We start from the raw sequence: 17,860 nt of genomic DNA on the forward strand, positions 1-17,860 counted from the left end.
TTTCAATTTTTCCCATTTTTTCTATGCCCTTGATATAAATTGTGTTTGACCGGAAGAACCGCTCACCATACATGGTTCTTGCTGGCGCCAATAGAGAGGGTGATACACCTGTTCCCATCCCGAACACAGAAGTTAAGCCCCTCATCGCCGATGGTACTGCAGAGTTCGCTCTGTGGGAGAGCAGGACGGTGCCACACAGCACTCATACAGCAATCAAAAGACCCTCGCTTCGGCTGGGTTTTTTTATGCCCTGACACGGCCGCCCTGACCGCCCTCGAACGGAGAATGCTATCGACATCTGCTCAGCAGGTTCGAAAGCGGGGCACGAACCGAATTGTAAAAAAAGTTCTCCTTATTTTGGTTTTTTCCGTCAGACGGATTAGTCATGAAAAAAATACTGTTAACGGCGTCGCTTGCCGTCCTGCTTCCCACCACTTCGCTTCTTGCAGAGGACTCCGGTCTGGTGCGCCTGCTTGAAGTGGCCGCCACCTACGGAAACACATCGAAACAGGGGCCTGAAACGATCGGTTCCATTCTCAGCTCCGTCCGTCTTGCAAACAGTCTCACGTCCAATACGCAAGAGTTCTTCAGCGAGACGAATAAATCGGGGGGCTCTGGTTATACTCCGCGCATCCGCTACAGTCATCAGTTCACAGATAGCTTTTTTGTCGGTTTGTCGTATACTCGCGGAGCGGACGTCTTTTACGACCGCACATCGGTGGGAAACCAGGGAGCTTACATCAAGGATAAGACGAAAACGCGTCAGTATCAGGCAGGCATCCGTTTTGGTGCCGGTCCGCTGGATTACCTGGCATCGGAATCTACGGAATTTTCAATCGGCTATGAACAGAACAGACAGGAAGGCCCTTATATGACTACGGGCTTTCGCCTGCCCAGGTACGATTCCAATACGAGCAGTTTTACCGACCTGTCTCTGCTTTTTGGTAACGGAACGATCGATTTTCATCATAGAGCCTTCTCGCTAAACTTCGGAGCCAGCTCCACAGGCGATATCTTCGGATTCTACGTGCTCGGCGACTTTCAGTTTATCGGCGGTAGCCTGACTCTAACCTCGCATACGCTCGACACATCCATTCCAGCTTCGGCCGTCCCGAGTTTTGTCATTTCGGAGCAACCGCAGCTCACCTACATCAACTTCCCGACCCTTCAGGGTATGCTGATGAGCATGGAGCTGGGAATGATCATCAAATTCACGGATTCTTTCGGCATCAGGGGCGGCGGTTATTATCAACTGGCCTATATCGATTACGGCGTTCCAAAAGGATTCTACTATGCCAATGGAACATGGAGCGAAGTGAGCTCATCCGCCGAACTGACTTCTGCGGAAAAACGAAGACAGCTGGGTTTCTGGGGTTTCAACTTCGGCGTTGTAACAAAACTCTAAGTCCGGCGCGCCCCCAATCTCACCCGTGCGGGTGGCGCTTTGTTAATCCGAGGAGATTGAAGCCGCGGCTTCTGGTGCCCGCGGCAGGGCTTTCTAATTGAGAATTTTCCCATTTTTTCTGCACCCTTGATATAAATTGTGTTTGACCGGAAGAACCGCTCACCATACATGGTTCTTGCTGGCGCCAATAGAGAGGGTGATACACCTGTTCCCATCCCGAACACAGAAGTTAAGCCCCTCATCGCCGATGGTACTGCAGAGTTCGCTCTGTGGGAGAGCAGGACGGTGCCACACAGCACTCATACAGCAAACCGATAGACTTAGAAAAACTCCTTTACGGGAGTTTTTCTTTTTTATAACCTGCTGGTTGCTTCCATGAACCGACCCGGCATCCTTCGATACAGCATCTTCGCTCTTTCCGTTATTATCATTGTCTTCGCCTGGATCGGTTCACAAAGACAGTTCAGCTTCAACTTTGACTCACAGAATAAGATCTACCAGGCGCACTCTCTTGTTCAGAACGGATTCCAATCCGAGGCGCTTGTATATGCCGGGCAGGACATCGACTCCGAAGGGCTTTTTGATCCCATCCCCCATTCGGTAGTTCTGAAGGATGGCCGGAAGGTGGGCGCCTTTCCGCTTGCCTTTTCGTTTCTTGCCACTCCGTTTATATTGATCGACAATCAGTTCGGGTATGGCCTTGAACTATCGGCTCTGCTGAGCTTGCTCCCGCTTCTCGGAATATGGGCGCTGCTTCTGTACTGGAGATTGCCTCCCCTTCTCCTGATCATGGCCTTCTGGGGGAATTTTCTCTGGCTGCAATCCTTTGAATTCTCAGAATACCTGCTTGCCACTTTTCTTTCTTTCCTCGGCTATACCCTTTCTCTGCATGAAAGATACCGGCAGAAGGGAGACTTCCATCATCTGCTTGCGGGGATGATTTTCGGGCTTGCCGTCTTCTTCAGGCATGAGGCCATCGTTGCCAGCGCCTCGGTCATCGGAGCCCTTCTGTTTCTTCAACTGAGCGGTCAGAAGCCCCCGGCCAATCAGATGAGGCGCGCTCGATTCTTTGTGGCCGGCTCAATATCGGTTCTCTTCCTCTGGCTAACCTCGAATCAGCTCGACTACGGGCATTTTCTGGGCCCTCGCTTCCTTGCAAATCAGGCCACTCAGTTTCAGGGGATTGCCGAAACTCTGCGTCGCTACATGGTGCTGTATTTCGGCGGAGGACTGAAATTCGGCCTCTTTGTCTTTATGCCGCTTCTTCTGATCCCTCTCTTCTTGCCTGTTCTACGTTTCTTCCAGAGGCGGGGCGAAGAAGAAGGTCGCTCCTTCTCTGAACGGATTACGCTCGTTGCCACGGTTCTTTATCTGGCCGTCATTCCTCTTATTGTTCCAAACGATGGTGCCGGAGGATTCGGCCCGCGTTATCTGATCTTTGCCGTTCTTCCTGGATTCATCCTGATCAAAAACTGGATGGAGCGGCGACCATCTTCGAAGACGAAGTATCTCGTTCTCTTCTTTACGGTCATTTCCATTCCCCTGCCTGTGTTACTGCATCAAGTGCAGGAGCAGGGCACCGCTCAACAGAAGGCGGTTTATTCGGATTACGCGAAAATTAGGGCCGATATCTGGATCTTTCCAAACCAGTCTCTCTATTATTACGCCGGTCTCGACACGGTGCGATATGAAAGCTATATCGCATCGACCGATGCGGGCTTACTCGATCTCACGAAACGACTGCACAGTGCGCGTGACGGGAAGAGCATCGCCATCGTTACTCTGAACGAACAGGTCGCCCGAAGCGCCGAGGCCAACCTTGCAGGAAAGGATTCGGAACTTGCACGGGCCACTCTCATGATCATTCGATCGGCGCAGCGCGATGTCGCTTTGATCCGCAAGCGTTACCCAGACGCAGTCCATATTCAGGGAAAACAGGCCGACGTTATCCTGCTCGCACCGGCGACGAAGCGCCAGTAGCGGAAGGCATATCAAACACCGGTACGGATGTTCTTTCGATAGTCTGCAGAGAAGTCGTGCGATTAAAACCGCATCCAGAATAGATGCAGGTATCGCCGATCTTCGGCCGTTTCAGGCCGGCCCTGATTATAGAGTCCTGGATAGAAACGCAGAGGAGTGCCGTCTACAAGCTGAGTCTCTCGCGAGTAGCCGATTAAGCCGCCGAGAAATCCGACCTCGAAGAGATAGGGGGAGTTCGTATAATGGAAGCCGGCGAAGAAATACCGGCTGGAATCCTCCCCCAGATACACAGAAAAGAATCGAAACAATAGCGAGAAGTAAACGTCGTCGTTTGATTCACGACGCCACTCGGCCAGCGAATAGAGCGGCCCCCATGTTCGCTCAAGATAGTCGTCGGGAAGCGGCCACAGTGCCAGTACACGCCACCCGTTCGCTCCGTCGGACTGTCGGTAGCCGCTTGCAAGAGGCCAGAGTTTCCACTGCCATACCTCTTCTCTCTCCTGTGGATAATAGCGATGATGGCGATAATAGAACGGAATAAAGAAATCGTAAGATGATTCTACGATGGCGGATTTCGTGCGTAGATTCCCGAGAAGAATGAGGTAAAAGTTCATCTCATTATAATATTTTTCCTCTTTATCGCCGAAACGGTAATGCGCATAAAACGGAAATATGACAAGCTTGCGAATATGCGGATCGCCGCTTTTCATATTCTGGAAGAGAAACCAGAGCGCTCTGTATTCCGTGGTGTTACGCCGCTCATCGAATCCCCAGGCGAAAAGCGTAAAAGGCCATAGAATACTGTAAGACTGCATTGTACCCGATTCTGATCGCTTCTGAGCATAAAACGGGAAGAAAAAATAGAAATGACGGGGATCCTTTTTGTCGAGATCATCAGCCCCCCATTGAAAGAAGGGCCAGAGTACGGTCTTGTGATTGTACTTACCGGAATGCACTTTACTGGAATAGAACGGGAAGATCCTGAGATCGCTTCGCTTCTTAAAGCCATTCTCATCTTCGGGCGTGCCGCCCCACATAATCAGAGGCCACAGTAGCGAGCGGGCCTTATAGTCCTTGTAAGACCATGACGAATACAGCGGGAACATGACGAAGCTGATCTCAGACCAGGCCAGCTTGTCTTTGATCGTTCCATAGAACGGGAAGATGCTGAAGTACTGTTCTTTTTCTGTGTCGCCGCTGCCCCAGTAGAAAAGCGGAGCGAGCAGATACTCATCGTCCCGCTTTTCATCTTCGTGGTATTTGTTCTCAAACGTGAAGAGATAAAGAAACGTGCGATAGTTCCAGTAGTTCGTCCCGGCGCTGTAATAAACGGGATACAGAACGCCCGAGTGCTTGTAAGCACGCTCGTCGTTACGATATCGCCCGTAAAGCGGATGAATCATGAACTCTTTCTGTCCCGGCGTATATGTCGATTCGTAAAGGAACAGAAACTGAAAGTAGTCTCGCGGCGCCTCTCCTGAAACGGCGTCGGGCATACGCGCGAAAAGCGGAGCGCTGAAAAACAGCAAAAAAAGAACGCCTGCCTGGCGACTGAGACTGAAACGGAACACCGGACTCAATCGAAAACAAAACGTCAGAGCAGGCAAGCACTTCGCGCTCCGTTCATACTCCCCTTTTTTCATTGACACCTGATTCCGTATCGCTGTGCTTTACCGTCCAGGAAAACCCATGACCGTTCGCGAATACTTGAACTCCGTCTTTATACGCTCGCCGGGCGAGATTCCGGCGTTGACCGGCTTTCGCGGCGTGGCGATCTTTATGCTCTATTATGTGCATCTGTTTCGCAATTATGAGGCGCAGATTATCGAGAAGAACTTTTTCCTCAGCACTTTCCTGCATAACGGTTCGGCCTCTATCGACATGTTTTTCGTTCTGAGCGGCTTTCTCATTGCCGGTCCGCTTTTAAAAGAGCTGCGTAAATCGGGAACGATCAACCTGAAGGCCTTCTATATAAAAAGGTCTTTACGTATATTTCCGCCCTATTACATCTTTCTTGCGCTTCAGTTCTTCCTGATCATTCCCTTTTTCGCCAGAGGCGGAGGGGAGTTCGGCGAGATGCTCATGTCGACTCGCTGGCGAATCGTTTTCGACCTTACCTATATCAGCAACTACTATCCAGGAACTCTGTTTCACGGCTGGTCCCTTTCCCTCGAAGAACAGTTTTACATGATCTTCCCGCTCTTCCTGATGCTCGTATTCCACCGCATTCCAGAGCGTTTCCAGCTTCCGTCACTCTGGGTGCTTGTACTGTTGCCGATGGCTTACAGATTGTACATTCTGCCTGCCATAGCGGCGCAACCGCACCCTTCCGGTCCGTATCAGGCCTGGATCTATTTTCCATTTCACGGGCACATCGACTCCGTCATCATCGGAATCATCACAGCTTACATTTATCAATTCCGCAGGCACTGGGTTGACTATGTCTACGACAGACCGGCTCTGAAGTCCGCATTGCTGGGTGCGTCCGTCATCCTCTTTTTTGCCTACTCGATCTTCGTTTTCGAGTATCTGCCGACAATTGAAGGCATGGTCGTTCGGTTTCCGGTGTTCTCGATTCTTTCGGCCTTAATTATGATCCTTTCCATTCCCGAAGGCGGATGGGTGAACCGTGTCCTTTCATGGAAATGGTTTATTCCCGCGGCCAAACTCTCTTACTGCGCCTATATCATTCATATCGTAGTGATGATCCCGCTCTCTCGTAAGATCTTTGGCGGCGGCGAGCTTCACTACTACCACATCTTCCTCTGGTTCATTCCAATCGGGCTGGTGATCTTCTTCTTCGCCTATCTCTTCCATCTTGTAGCCGAACGACCGTTTATGATCTGGAAGGATCGGTATACCGATATGTTGAAGGCCCGTAGAGCGGCTGCTTGAACCAGCCTGAACGCTCGTAACCGTCTTAGCGCAATGAGACCGAGAACGGACAGGCGGATCGCCCGCAGCTGTCCGTTGCGCCCGACGACAAAGCCAGCCCCCTGATCACCCTGACCTCAAGGCTGGCCTCTGGACAAAAGAAAAGGCCGGCTTTTGAGGCCGACCTTCTCAGTCTGTTTTAACAGTTCCTTTGAATTACTTCGCAGGAATCTTAAGAACATCACCCGGACGGATTTTATTCCACTGAACCTTCGGGTTTGCCTTCTGGATATCAGCAGCCGGTACTCCGGTTTTCTGAGCGATTTTGCTGAGCAAATCCCCTGCGACAACGGTGTAGGTCGTCTCAGCGGAAGCAGGCTTTTCCTGTTCTGGCTTAGCTTGCTCGGGTTTGGCGGGTTCCTGCTCTGGCTTTGCCTGCTCGGGTTTCGCAGGTTCTTGCTGCGGCTTTGCAGGCTCGCTGATAGCCGGCTTCGTCGGAGCCTTATCTTTACCACACTGTCCCTTGATCAGGTAGAACCCGACGATCAGAACGATGGCAAGGACGGCAATGCCGATCATGCGGAAGCGAGAAGATTCTCCACCCTGCTCTTCCGATGCAGAAGATGCATAGGATACGTTGTCGTCGCGCATCGATGAGCTGTAGATGTCGCTGTCTTCGTATCTATTTGAAACTTCAGAGTCAAATACGGATGTTTGCAGGGCCTCAAGGCTACGGGTCGACGAGCTGGTCTTCTTCGCAGCCTTTTTAGTCGACTTTTTGACTGCCTTTTTAGCAGTCTTCTTTGCAGCTTTCTTGGCTGACTTTTTGGCGGATTTCTTGGTGGCCATGTTGCCCATTCTGTAAACGATTCGCCGGATTCAAGAATTTTTCCCTCTGTTTTGATAAGAATGCGCTCCGGAAGAAATTTTTTTTCATAACGCCGGCCTGGAAAGGGGGAATGCTTCCTGTATGTGATTCTCAGAGTGAACCGGTGCCTTGATTGCGCGGCGATTATCAGTTGCCCTGCGCCGTTTCTACATTTTTATGGGATTGTGAATCGGAAGCTTGCTCTGACCCTGGTCCTCATCCTTGCCGGACTCGGCGGTCTTTACCTCTTCTCGGGCTCGCTCATTCAGGAATCCGTCGTCATCGCCGATGCCGACATGATTGCGAGCGATCCGCAACGTTATCAGGACCGTGAGCTTCGTGTTCGCGGTTTTGTGAAGCCCGGCTCCATCGTTCGCACGGCCAACCAGGCCAGCTTTGTCATCGAACATAACGGCAAAGAGCTGCCTGTCTTCTTTACCGGTCGCACTCAGCTGCCCGATACGTTCGCCGATGCCGCTCCCGTGCGCGCCGACGGACATCTGGAGAACGGCCAGCTTGTATCGACCCGCGTCGAGGCGAAGTGCGCCTCAAAATACGATGCCGAATATGCCGAAGGCAAGGCGCATCCGGCGTCTATTTCTCTTGAGTATAACGACTACAAAAAAAATAAAAGCCCCTGAGTGGAGAGAGCATGAACCTCAACGAGCTGGGTGCGATCACCCTTGTCCTTTCCGGCGCCACGATCATCTTCTCGATCATCATGGCCACCGTCGGGTTACCGCTGCGCAGCGTCCGCAATCTGATTCGCTCCATGGTGCTCGAAGTGATCGATCTGCGCATGGGCAATACGGGACGCCGGGCCATTTCGGTGCGCTATTACCGCTTCCTGCTCTCTATCTGGGTGCCTTTACGCCGCTTCTTTCTTTCACTTACCGGTATTCGTAACGGAGGCCTGGCCCTTGAGCTATCCCGTCAATCCCTCTATGTGAATACGGGCCTTGCCAGCCTTGCCATGCTGCTTCTTGTCAGCGCTCTGATGCTGAACGATATGACGAACCAGTACGTCGTCATGCATTCGTCGTCGACGCTGTCGATCTTCTATCGCATGACGTCGGCCTGGGCCGGCGCAAGCGGTTCGCTGCTTTTCTGGTATTTTCTTCTGACGCTTTTCACTGCCATCATCCTTTACCAGACGAGATTCCGGCTGTATAACCGTCTGCCCCTGCTCTTCCTTATTCTGGGCGTGTTGCAGCTGCTTTTTATCATGCTGCTTGTCTTCTTCGATGACGCTCAGCCGTTCCGCACGTTTGCCATGCCGATGACAAGCGGACGCGGACTCAATCCGCTTCTGCTTCACTGGGCGATGATCATTCATCCGCCCATCCTCTATGTCGGCTACGTTTCCTTTGCCATTCCCTTTGCCGTCTTTGCCGCCGCCGTGATGTCGGGCAACATGAAGGACGATCTGCTTGCGATCTTCCGTCGCTGGGGCCTGTTCTCCTGGTTCTTCCTCGGTTTCGGCATCCTGCTCGGCAGTAAGTGGGCCTATGAAGAGCTGGGATGGGGCGGCTACTGGGCCTGGGACCCGGTCGAGAACGCCTCGCTGATGCCGTTCCTGCTGGCTACGGCATTCCTGCATTCGCTCATCGTGCAGCATCACCGGGGCATGCTGCGCTTCTGGAACCTCTTCCTGATCACGTCTACCTATCACTTCTGCCTGCTCGGCACGTGGATAACGCGCTCGGGCGTGCTGCAGGGCCCGCACTCCTTTGCCGAATCGGCCATCGGACCGCCGATGATTATTTTCATCGGCGCCAGCTATGTCTACTTCTTGCGCTTCCTTTTCTTCAAGCGCAAGGTGCTGCGCCCCGACGATCAGCTGCAATCCGTAACTTCCAAAGAAGGAAGCATGCTGCTCAACAACTTCTTGATGCTGATCTCGGTGGTCATCATCCTTGTGGGAGTTTTCTCTCCGCTTGTGCCGCTGGATTGTTCGTTCAACGGCGGCCTGCAATGCTTCAAGGCCGAATGGAAGCCGACGACTTACAACAAGCTGATGGTTCCGATCGGTCTGATCGTTCTCTTTCTGATGGGAGCCTCTCCGCTGCTTGCATGGCGTAAATCGGCCGACGTCATCTACGCCCGCACGCTGCGCATTCCGCTTCTGGCCGGCATCGCTGCGACGATCCTCTACGGATCACTTTACGGTCTGTTCTTTACGTCTTTTGACGGAGAAAACAACAGCCCCTGGGGGCCGCAGATCCTCGCCGAGATCTTCTCGGTGCTGACCGTCGGCTGCGGCGTCTTCTTAATCGTCGGCATCATGCAGGAATACCATCGCGGCATCAAGTCGCGACGGGCAAGGCTGGGCGAATCTTTCGGCCGCGCCTTCGTGCAGCTCCTACTGCTGAACAAGAGGCGCTACGGCGGGTATCTGATTCACCTCTCCGTCGTCTTTCTCTTCATCGGTTATTCGGGCGGCGCCTTCAAGACGACCGGACGCCTGCAATTCCACTACTATCGCATGGATGTGCCCGAAGGCGCTCCTTACGTGTACTATTATTCGGGCGACAAGGCCTATCTCGATAATTACATCATCGAGGCCCGCGAGCTCTTTCTGCGACCTCATTTCGAGCCACATGGCAATCCCGAGAATCCGGGCGATATGACCGTATCGCAGGAGGCGCATTACCGCATCAATCCGCGCGATCTTTTGCCCGTATATCCTTCTGACGGAAGCGATCCTTTCGCCTTCGCCAACAAGCCGGCGCCGCTCGGCGACCGTCTGATCAAGTTCACCTCGGGCTTTATTCCCGACGGGCGCATGACGACGGAGCGGCGCTTCTATCCGCAGATTTATCCGTACACGGGTGAGGTACAGAAAGACCAGAACGGCATCAGCGCTCGCATGGCCACATCGGAGCCCGATATGAAGTCGAGCTGGTCTGAAGACCTCTATATTCAGCTCGGCGCCATCTACGATCCGATGCGCAACCGGAACCCCGATCTGGCCGCGATGTATGAGTTCTACCTGTATGAACTCAAGCGCGATCCGCGCGGCTACGAGATGCTCTTCCCTCCGTCTATCGTCGCCGACCTCGAATACTGGGTGAATCCTCTTGTGAAATTCATCTGGCTGGGCACGACGCTTTTCTTCTTTGCCGGCCTTCTCATTCTTCTTCCGTTCGGTGAAAAACGCGAAGAGGATGTGATTGAAGAGGCCGCTGAGAAGGCTACGGCAGGAAAGCCCGTGACGGGAGAGCGGTATTGATGGTCCTCTGGATCGTCATCTTCCTGTTTATTCTGACCGGCGTTCTCGCCGGTCTTCGATTCCTAAAAAAGAAAGATCCTTTCGGCGGCCTTGATTCAGAGACACAATCGAAGAACGATTCTGCCGGAGATTCCGGAAACCATACATGACTCAACTGATCGGTATTCTCAGCGTTATTGCCATCCTTATTCTTATCGCCTTTCTCTTCTGGCCCGTTCTTCGAGATAGCTCGGGTAACGACTTCTATCGCACAGGCATCACGAAGAAGAAAGAACGCCAGACGCGCGAAGAGTTTCTGCTGCGCCGCATCGCCGACCTCGATCTCGATCGCGATAGCGGCAAGCTCAGCGCCGAGGAACATGCAGAATTGATCCGCCCGCTTCGCGAAGAGCTTGATGCCGTCGTCGGCGCCGCTCGTGCCGATGCCGAAAGTGCGGATGCTGGCAAAACCGATGGACGCACTCGAACGCCCGTAGCATTGCTCTTTCTCTTCGCCGGCATGGCACTGGCACCGGCGCTTCATGCAGCTCCAGTCGCCGTCGAAGGCCGCATCATCAACGGAACAACCGGACAGCCGGCTCGCGTAGAGCAGCTTGAGCTTCTGAAGATCCAGGAAGGCATGCAGGTCGTCGAAACGCTAAAAGCGGCCGGGCCGAATTTTCGCTTCACACCGATCGAACAGGCCGGAGCGCCGCTGCTTGTGCGGGCGACCTATGCGGGCGATAGCTTCATATCGGTGATCCCACCCGTTGAAAGGCCCGGACAGGAAGCGCTGCAAACGGACCTCACCGTCTACGAACGCGGAGCTCGCATCGACGATATCGAGTTCCATTCCGGATTGCAGATCTCCAGGCTGCGAGAAGGCCTCGACGTCACTCTTGTATATGCCATCAACAACAACTCAAAGCCGGGGCGCTCTTTCGACATATCTGATCTGACCTTTCCCGTGCCCGCCGACGCAAAAGAGCTGCGCGTCAGCGTCGCCCATCAGTCGGGCGGTATGCCCGTCACTCTCGAACCCGAGACCGTAACTGGCGGCATCCGGCTCAAGCGGGCGCTACGTCCCGGTATGTCTGAGCTGTCCATACGTTTCGTCACCGATACGCATATCTTCAAAGACCGCGTCGATTTCACGAAGGATCTGCTCGTGAACCGCGGCGACGGCCGGCCCTTCTTTCGCGTGCTGATCTGGCGACCGGCCGATGCCATCCCCGCAATCACGGGAGGCAATGGAACGGAGCTTGACATCCCGAATCTTGGCAAGGCCATGCAGGTCGTATACGACGAAGATGAAGTGATCTACGAATTCAAGGCCGGCGGCATCTGGTTTGAGAATCCGATGGCATCGGACGAAAATCCGATCTTCGATCACCCCTGGAAAAGCGGCATCGGAGTGCTTCTCGGTCTGACCATTCTGCTGCTCTTTCTCTCCATTCTCACGGGATCGAAGTTCCGACTGACGCGCGACGAGAAATAAGATGCTGCGGCTCGAAAAGCTCAGTCGGGCCTACGGGCATCATACGGTCCTTCATGAGATCGACATCGAGCTGAAAGACGGCGAGATCGTCTGTGTGATGGGACCGAACGGAGCCGGTAAAACGTCGCTTGTCGAGGCTATCCTTTCACATAACCGTCCGGCCGGCGCCCGGCTTTTCTTTCACGGCGAAGAGATTCGCGGCATCGAGGCGCATAATCGCTTCCTCTCTCGCTGCGCGTATCTGGGCCACGAACCCGGACTGATGTATGATCTGAGCGCCCTTGAGAATCTAAAATTCTTCGCCGACTTCCACTGCACGGTCCGCCCGACAGAAGAGAGGCTGCGTGCGTTGCTTGCCGCCGTCGGACTGGAACGTCGAGCCAATGATGCGGCTCGTATCTTCTCACGCGGAATGCGACAGAGGCTGGGGCTTGCGCGCTGCCTGCTGCATGATCCCGATATGCTCTTTCTTGACGAGCCGTTAACGGGACTTGATCAGGAAGGCATCAAAAGATTGATCGAACTTCTGCGCCCGGTTCGCGAACGCCGCGCATCCGCCCTTATCATCACGCATGACGACGCTCCCTTTCTCGACGTCGCCGACCGCTATCTTTTCATCAAAGACGGTCGGCTTGTCGCCGACATCGAACGGAACCGATACACAGATGCCGCACGACGGCATCTGCGTTCGCTTCTCAGTACGGACGATGCGGTCGTCCGCTGATCTTCTCGCCTTTCATCGCCACGTGCGCATCCATCGGACGGCCGAAGCAGAGGCCAAGCGATTCATAGACCTTCACGTCGCCTTCGTCGATGAAGCGCTGCTGGATGGCGTCTTTGATATCCATATACTGCACCATGCCGTTGCGCGAACCGGCGACGGTTACGCCAAAGGTGCCTTCAAGGGCAAGGTGCACGGCGCCGGCGCCGACTTCGAGGCCGAAGCAGGCATCGACGGGCGTGGTGAAGCCGCAGCGCACAAGGTGGCCTGGACGAAGCTCACGCACCTCGGGAATCTCGTACACACCGTCGACGAACTGGCCCGTGCGCTTCATGAATTCACGAATCTCGGGATCTTTCTTGATGCGATCTTCGATCTGTTTTACGACGTAACGGCCCGCTCCCATCAGCTTCTTATGGCCGAACGAATCAAGCGGCGCATTCGGGTCGACCAGCTCGTTACCCGAAGCGTCGCGCAGGCCTTCTGCGACGACGATCATAACCGTGCCGGCATGCACGTCGCTTTTACCGATGCGATCAAAAAGACGGTCACGAACGAACTTATAGAGAAAATCAAAATCAACGGGAATCTCGGGAACGAGCACCGCATCGGCGCCGGCCGCGACGCCGCCGCGGAAGGCCGTATGGCCTGCATAGCGACCGAAGACTTCCATGACGATGACGCGGTTATGCGTTCTGCCTGTGGTCCGCAGATCACGTGCAAACTCGGCGATACGCTGAATGGTGCTATCACCGCCGACCGAGTAGGTCATCAGGTCGAGATCCATCGTTTTGGGAATATGAATGCACTTGATTCCCTGTTCGCTCAGATCGGCAACGACAGAGCCTGTATCGTCGCCGCCGGCGATGAGCAGGGCGTCGATGTTGAATTTCTTGAGTCCGTCACGAATGCGCTCGTATTTATGCTCGTCTTGAATCTTTGAAACTTTCACGCGAGAGTTCCCGGCCTCTGAGCCTGCCGCGCAGATGTCGATCTGCTCGATGCGATCCTGCGTGAGCTCGGTGATGCGATCGAAGGTGACGAGATTATAAAGCCCCGCATAACCATTGGGGATGATAAAAGACTTCAGGCCTCTATTCTGTGCCGTAAGGGCGATGCCGCGAATCACGGCGTTCAGACCGCCGCAGTCGCCGCCCGATGTGATGATACCGATGTTCTTGATTGCCATAGCGGGATGATGCTATGAGCATCGCCGTGCTTACAAGCAGAAAAAGAAAAGGCCCCTCACGGAGCCTTTCAATTCTTAAACAATTTGAGAGATGTGGGCAGGGGAGGATTCGAACCTCCGTAACCCTCTCGAGTGCCAGATTTACAGTCTGGTGCCATTAGCCGCTCGGCCACCTACCCATTCGCTTGCTGCCTGTAGGCCTCGAACCCACGACCTGCTGATTACAAATCAGCTGCTCTACCGACTGAGCTAAGGCAGCTACTACTGTGCCCCTTGTACGCAGGCCCTCTCTGGCGTCAACCGTTTTCGGTATGCACAATCGGACTACTGCGGCTTCGACAGCAGTTCGACAAGGCGCTGCGCCGATTGATTCTGCGGATCAAGGGCGAAGACCTTTTCGATGAAATACTCAGCTCTCGCCATGTTACCGGCCCTGGAATGACAGTAGGCCAGGTTGAGCAGATTCTTCAACTGACCGGGCTCACGCAGATACACACGTTCTCCGAGGTCGATGGCTCGACTGTACTGACGCTTCTTGCGATACGCGTAAGCAAGCAAATAGAGGATCTCAAGGTTGGCCGGATTCGCTTCAATATATGACTCGCCGTATTTCAGGACCATATCGTATTCTTCGCGCTTCAGATGATAATTGATCAGCTCTGAAAGCGCCTTGCGATGCGTCGGCTCGATCTGCAAGACCGACAGGTAACTGTCGAGCATTCCCTGTGTATCGTCGGCCTCTTGAGCCTTTCGTGCAGAATCGAGAAGAGAGACGATGCGATGTCGCGACTCCTGATCGACGGCAGGTCGGTAGGTAATACGAAGAAGCGAGAGGTCATCGGTGAGCTCTCCCATTCCGTTTACCTCTTCGTAAATGGCATCGAGGTCGCCCTTGCACTTCTCGACGGTTCTAAGGAAAAGCGTCTCGTCTTCATTCATGGCAAGCGAATCCGCCGCATCGAAGCGGATATCGTCCTTCCCATCGGAGCCGAAGAAGAGCATATCGCCCGCTCGCATCTGCATCGTTTGAATGGCAAGCACGTCGTCGGGATCATCGACGCCCAGCCGTTTCAGCCTGGTCTCGGTTTCGATGAAGCTTGCCTTTCCTTTGCGATAGAGAACGCCAAACGGATGCTCGGCGTTGATGTAGTACACCATACCCGTCGCATCTTCAACAAGACCGATAACGATCGAGGCTCCCATCGCTCCGTTGAACGACTCAAAGATCTTGCGCAGCTCCATAAACGTGTTCTTCAGCCAGCGCTCCGGATAATAATCCTTGAACACGAAGGCCGACACCGTTCGTTCGAGAATCGAACCGAATACCGATCCGATGACCAGGGCGCCACCGGCTCCCTGGATCGACTTGCCCATTGCATCGGCGTTCATAAAGACGGTGTAATCCCGCTCTTTCAGTCGGATGGACCGGGCGATGCAGAGGTCTCCGCCGATTTCGCCCTCCCATTTACGAAAGACGAACTGCTTCTTCTGTTTGATTAAGAAATCGATGTCGACGGTTTCGCTTTCGGTGTGATTGGCGCCGAGCGGCTTGAGCAGCAGAGAGGTGAGGTAATAGTCGCCGTCCTGTCTTGTTTTCAGATCCTGAACCGTCGCAAGGGTATTTTCCAGTTCCTGTGTGCGCTCGCTCACTCGCTGCTCAAGGTTCGCCGCATATTCCTGTAGCTTCAGATTACTGCGCCGGATGTTGCGCAACATCTTGTTAAAGCTCTTTGCGATATAGCCGATCTCATCGTTGAACGATCGCCTGATATGCGTATCGAGCTTACCTGCATTCACCTCGGTGATCGCCTCATGCAGCGACTCCAGCGGATCCATGATGTTCATACGCAAAAATACGATAACCGTCGCCGCCATGATAAGCGATACGGCGCCGGCAATGATGTAAATATTCACGCGAAGACGCTCCACCTGAGCAAGAGCATCGTCTTCGTAAGCTCCGCAGGCGACGACCCAGGTGGCCGGCAATGACGGATGCTCGAAGGTCTTCATATAGACGACTTTGTAGCGCGGTTTCTTTTCTCCCGGGTTCTTCCATGCGTAGCGATAATGCCCCTCTTTACGTAATATTATGTTACGAACGACTCGTATACCGTCGTACTCGGAGTTGTCGAGGTCCTGATCTTCCTGATACGGGTGCACGTCGGCGATCAATCCGCGCGGAGGTTTGTGTTCTTCCGTTACGTCAGCCGTGATGAGTTTCAGATTCGCTTCGCCGTTTCGTCCGTATTTTTCAGTGTACCGTTCCAGCGCCTCGCCCTTCAGGCTTGTGCCGGCAAAGTGCGTATCATAGCGGTGCATGATGGATTCGCGCGTATAATCGTCGGGGTATTTGGTTCCGGGGATCAACCAGCCGGGCGTGTACATTCGGAGCGCATATACATAGCCGTCGGTGCCGATCTTGATGGAGCTTCCCGATAAATCCCGTATGATGCGAATCTGAAAGACGTCGCGAAACAAATTCTTGCGTTCCGGAGAAAGGTCGTAGTAGCCTGCGTACAGCTTTCGTACGAGCTCAGCGTCTTTAACGCGAAACCGGATGGCCTCCCCTTCTTCTTCTACTACTGCAATGATCCGTCGCCCCTTTCCTTCGCCCGTAAAGAATTCAAGTGGAGTCCCTTCTTTCTGCCGCCCCGATCGCAGATCTATGCCGTTCAGCGCTTTCGCGTCCAGAAGGCCGATCATCTTTCGAAACTGCGCTTCATTGTCTCCACCGCTGCGCGTACGCAACACGATTTCAGAGAGCGGACCCGCAATACGGTTGCGGATCTCATCAAGGGCTTTTTCGGTCGTGATTTCCTTGCGGTCGACGCGCTCGAAGGAGGCCGTGATCTCGTTATAGGCGTTCGTTGTCGTCATCTGCACCATGTATTCAAGTCGCTGCACGGCGGAGTCGCGCGTCGCCATGTACATGTATTCGACCAGGATTACGGTAAGGGTAAAAAAACCGATGCTGAAGGTGGCCATCGCCTTGCGGCGAATGGAGATCCCCTGAACTAACGCCACCCCCTTGATCGTCCATCGCTTCAATTTCGTCAGGAACATGAATTTTTCCGTTTTTCGCAGACAATATAAACTACGTAGTTTTTATCAATCTTTTTTATTTTCGGACCATCATACCTACCGTCGCATTCAAAAAAATCATAAAAGCGCTTTACGGAAGGGGCTACGAAACGGTCAAAACGTGTCTTTCACGATCTGGCCGACTGTATGCGCATCTGAACCTCGCTCAGATTTTGATCTTGACCCGAAAAACGCCGCCGCGAGCCTCGAATATGCCCTCAAAGCGCTATGCCCTTTTCGATCTCGACTACACGCTCATCCCGCAAGACACCTTGCTTCTTTTCTGCAATTACATCCTGCGCCGACACCGCGCCCGCATCCTGTTCATTTTCGTCTTCGCTCCGATCCTGCCGCTTGTCGCCCTGAAGCTGGTCGGATCAAAAGGCCTCAAACGCTTCTTCCTCAGCTTCCTCTTCGGATTGCGTCGCGAATACATAGAGTCGGCCGCTCAGGATTTTGTGCGACGAAGCGTATTGCCGCGCATCTATCCTGAGATCCGCGCCGAGGTCGATCGTCACCGCAAAGAGGGACGCATCACCGTACTCAACACTGCCTCTCCATTTTTCTACGCGAAGTATATCGGTGAAGAACTGGGCTTCGATCATGTATACGGAACTCCCGTCGTTCTGCCCGATCGTTTTCCGCTTATCGGCCGCATCGACGGCAAGAACAATAAGCGCTACGCGAAGATCGAGCAGATGATGGATATTCTGCCGTCGGCCGTTCAGATTCTTCTGCGCACTACGCCGCCCCATAAACCCTCACGCCCGAACTATCCCGACGCAGCCGTGCTTGTGGACTCATGGTCGTACTCTGACAGCGATGCCGACCTGCCCATGCTTCGACTGACGGAACATGCGCGCCTTGTACATCCCGAGAAGCAATCGCTGATCGACGAAGGTCGCGCGAAAGGATGGACGGTCTTTCATCCGATCCGGCCGTATCACAGCCGCTCAGGTAAGATCTATCATTCGATAAAGCAACTGCTCGGTCTTTATCCGGATTGATTGCATTCAAAAAAAATAACGATCTG

At 53.7% G+C, this 17,860-nt stretch carries 12 protein-coding genes, 2 tRNA genes, 2 rRNA genes and 1 pseudogene; 11 read left to right on the forward strand and 6 right to left on the reverse strand.

What is annotated here, in order from left to right:
* Positions 1 to 80: 80 nt before the first annotated feature.
* From rrf (LEPIL_RS13325) to LEPIL_RS13340, 4 genes are all read left to right on the forward strand, one after another.
* Positions 81 to 197: ribosomal RNA gene (rrf, locus tag LEPIL_RS13325) — 5S ribosomal RNA — on the forward strand.
* A 188-nt stretch (positions 198 to 385) separates the two neighbouring features.
* Positions 386 to 1,405: a hypothetical protein gene (locus LEPIL_RS13330; RefSeq protein ID WP_002773090.1), complete on the forward strand. Its 1,020-nt coding sequence runs from the start codon at positions 386 to 388 to the stop codon at positions 1,403 to 1,405.
* Positions 1,406 to 1,582: 177 nt separating this feature from the next.
* Positions 1,583 to 1,699: ribosomal RNA gene (gene rrf / locus LEPIL_RS13335) — 5S ribosomal RNA — on the forward strand.
* A gap of 81 nt (positions 1,700 to 1,780) precedes the next feature.
* Positions 1,781 to 3,385, forward strand: a complete 1,605-nt coding sequence (locus LEPIL_RS13340) for an LA_3751/LA_3752 family putative glycosyltransferase (RefSeq protein ID WP_002773092.1) — start codon at positions 1,781 to 1,783, stop codon at positions 3,383 to 3,385.
* Positions 3,386 to 3,447: 62 nt separating this feature from the next.
* Here LEPIL_RS13340 and LEPIL_RS13345 read toward each other — a convergent pair whose 3' ends face one another.
* Positions 3,448 to 4,956: a hypothetical protein gene (locus tag LEPIL_RS13345; protein WP_143464705.1), complete on the reverse strand. Its 1,509-nt coding sequence runs from the start codon at positions 4,954 to 4,956 to the stop codon at positions 3,448 to 3,450.
* Positions 4,957 to 5,074: 118 nt separating this feature from the next.
* Here LEPIL_RS13345 and LEPIL_RS13350 point away from each other — a divergent pair, with 118 nt between their 5' ends.
* Positions 5,075 to 6,280 (forward strand): acyltransferase family protein, encoded by a 1,206-nt coding sequence (locus tag LEPIL_RS13350; RefSeq protein WP_002773095.1) that lies wholly within the window; start codon positions 5,075 to 5,077, stop codon positions 6,278 to 6,280.
* 195 nt (positions 6,281 to 6,475) lie between these two features.
* Here LEPIL_RS13350 and LEPIL_RS23010 read toward each other — a convergent pair whose 3' ends face one another.
* Positions 6,476 to 7,108 carry a LysM peptidoglycan-binding domain-containing protein gene (locus tag LEPIL_RS23010; RefSeq protein ID WP_078123390.1) on the reverse strand — a complete coding sequence of 211 codons (633 nt, stop codon included), beginning with the start codon at positions 7,106 to 7,108 and terminating at the stop codon, positions 6,476 to 6,478.
* A 204-nt stretch (positions 7,109 to 7,312) separates the two neighbouring features.
* Here LEPIL_RS23010 and LEPIL_RS13365 point away from each other — a divergent pair, with 204 nt between their 5' ends.
* From LEPIL_RS13365 to LEPIL_RS13380, 5 genes and pseudogenes are all read left to right on the forward strand, one after another.
* The gene (locus LEPIL_RS13365; protein WP_052608328.1) at positions 7,313 to 7,768 is read left to right on the forward strand and encodes a cytochrome c maturation protein CcmE domain-containing protein; all 456 of its coding nucleotides are present in this window, start codon (positions 7,313 to 7,315) and stop codon (positions 7,766 to 7,768) included.
* An 11-nt stretch (positions 7,769 to 7,779) separates the two neighbouring features.
* Positions 7,780 to 9,549, forward strand: a pseudogene (locus LEPIL_RS13370) (heme lyase CcmF/NrfE family subunit); the annotation flags it as partial.
* An 809-nt stretch (positions 9,550 to 10,358) separates the two neighbouring features.
* Complete coding sequence (locus LEPIL_RS23505; protein WP_002773104.1) at positions 10,359 to 10,508, forward strand: hypothetical protein; 150 nt, start codon at positions 10,359 to 10,361, stop codon at positions 10,506 to 10,508.
* Positions 10,505 to 11,836: a c-type cytochrome biogenesis protein CcmI gene (gene ccmI, locus LEPIL_RS13375; RefSeq protein WP_002773105.1), complete on the forward strand. Its 1,332-nt coding sequence runs from the start codon at positions 10,505 to 10,507 to the stop codon at positions 11,834 to 11,836. Before LEPIL_RS23505 ends, ccmI begins: the two co-directional genes overlap by 4 nt.
* A gap of 1 nt (position 11,837) precedes the next feature.
* Complete coding sequence (locus LEPIL_RS13380; protein WP_002773107.1) at positions 11,838 to 12,560, forward strand: ABC transporter ATP-binding protein; 723 nt, start codon at positions 11,838 to 11,840, stop codon at positions 12,558 to 12,560.
* Here the strand turns inward: LEPIL_RS13380 and LEPIL_RS13385 are convergent.
* The 4 genes from LEPIL_RS13385 to LEPIL_RS22215 form a co-directional block, all read right to left on the reverse strand.
* Complete coding sequence (locus LEPIL_RS13385) at positions 12,532 to 13,746, reverse strand: 6-phosphofructokinase (RefSeq protein ID WP_002773109.1); 1,215 nt, start codon at positions 13,744 to 13,746, stop codon at positions 12,532 to 12,534. The two genes, LEPIL_RS13380 and LEPIL_RS13385, sit on opposite strands and share 29 nt — an antisense overlap.
* Before the next feature lie 94 nt (positions 13,747 to 13,840).
* Positions 13,841 to 13,925: transfer RNA gene (locus LEPIL_RS13390), tRNA-Tyr, on the reverse strand.
* Positions 13,926 to 13,932: 7 nt separating this feature from the next.
* A tRNA-Thr gene (locus LEPIL_RS13395) sits at positions 13,933 to 14,005 on the reverse strand.
* A gap of 65 nt (positions 14,006 to 14,070) precedes the next feature.
* The gene (locus LEPIL_RS22215) at positions 14,071 to 16,809 is read right to left on the reverse strand and encodes a SpoIIE family protein phosphatase (protein ID WP_002773111.1); all 2,739 of its coding nucleotides are present in this window, start codon (positions 16,807 to 16,809) and stop codon (positions 14,071 to 14,073) included.
* 230 nt (positions 16,810 to 17,039) lie between these two features.
* Between LEPIL_RS22215 and LEPIL_RS13405 the strand changes: the two genes are divergently transcribed.
* Positions 17,040 to 17,834, forward strand: coding sequence for an HAD family hydrolase (locus LEPIL_RS13405; RefSeq protein ID WP_002773114.1), 795 nt, complete (start codon positions 17,040 to 17,042; stop codon positions 17,832 to 17,834).
* Positions 17,835 to 17,860 lie beyond the last annotated feature (26 nt).

Source organism: Leptonema illini DSM 21528 (assembly GCF_000243335.1).
Lineage (GTDB): Bacteria > Spirochaetota > Leptospiria > Leptospirales > Leptonemataceae > Leptonema > Leptonema illini.

Coding starts and splice junctions, on each gene's coding strand:
- LEPIL_RS13330 (WP_002773090.1), top strand. CDS start 386: ATGAAAAAAATACTGTTAACGGCGTCGCTTGCCGTCCTGCTTCCCACC.
- LEPIL_RS13340 (WP_002773092.1), top strand. CDS start 1,781: ATGAACCGACCCGGCATCCTTCGATACAGCATCTTCGCTCTTTCCGTT.
- LEPIL_RS13350 (WP_002773095.1), top strand. CDS start 5,075: ATGACCGTTCGCGAATACTTGAACTCCGTCTTTATACGCTCGCCGGGC.
- LEPIL_RS23010 (WP_078123390.1), bottom strand. CDS start 7,108: ATGGCCACCAAGAAATCCGCCAAAAAGTCAGCCAAGAAAGCTGCAAAG.
- LEPIL_RS23505 (WP_002773104.1), top strand. CDS start 10,359: ATGGTCCTCTGGATCGTCATCTTCCTGTTTATTCTGACCGGCGTTCTC.
- ccmI (WP_002773105.1), top strand. CDS start 10,505: ATGACTCAACTGATCGGTATTCTCAGCGTTATTGCCATCCTTATTCTT.
- LEPIL_RS13380 (WP_002773107.1), top strand. CDS start 11,838: ATGCTGCGGCTCGAAAAGCTCAGTCGGGCCTACGGGCATCATACGGTC.
- LEPIL_RS13385 (WP_002773109.1), bottom strand. CDS start 13,746: ATGGCAATCAAGAACATCGGTATCATCACATCGGGCGGCGACTGCGGC.
- LEPIL_RS22215 (WP_002773111.1), bottom strand. CDS start 16,809: ATGTTCCTGACGAAATTGAAGCGATGGACGATCAAGGGGGTGGCGTTA.
- LEPIL_RS13405 (WP_002773114.1), top strand. CDS start 17,040: ATGCCCTCAAAGCGCTATGCCCTTTTCGATCTCGACTACACGCTCATC.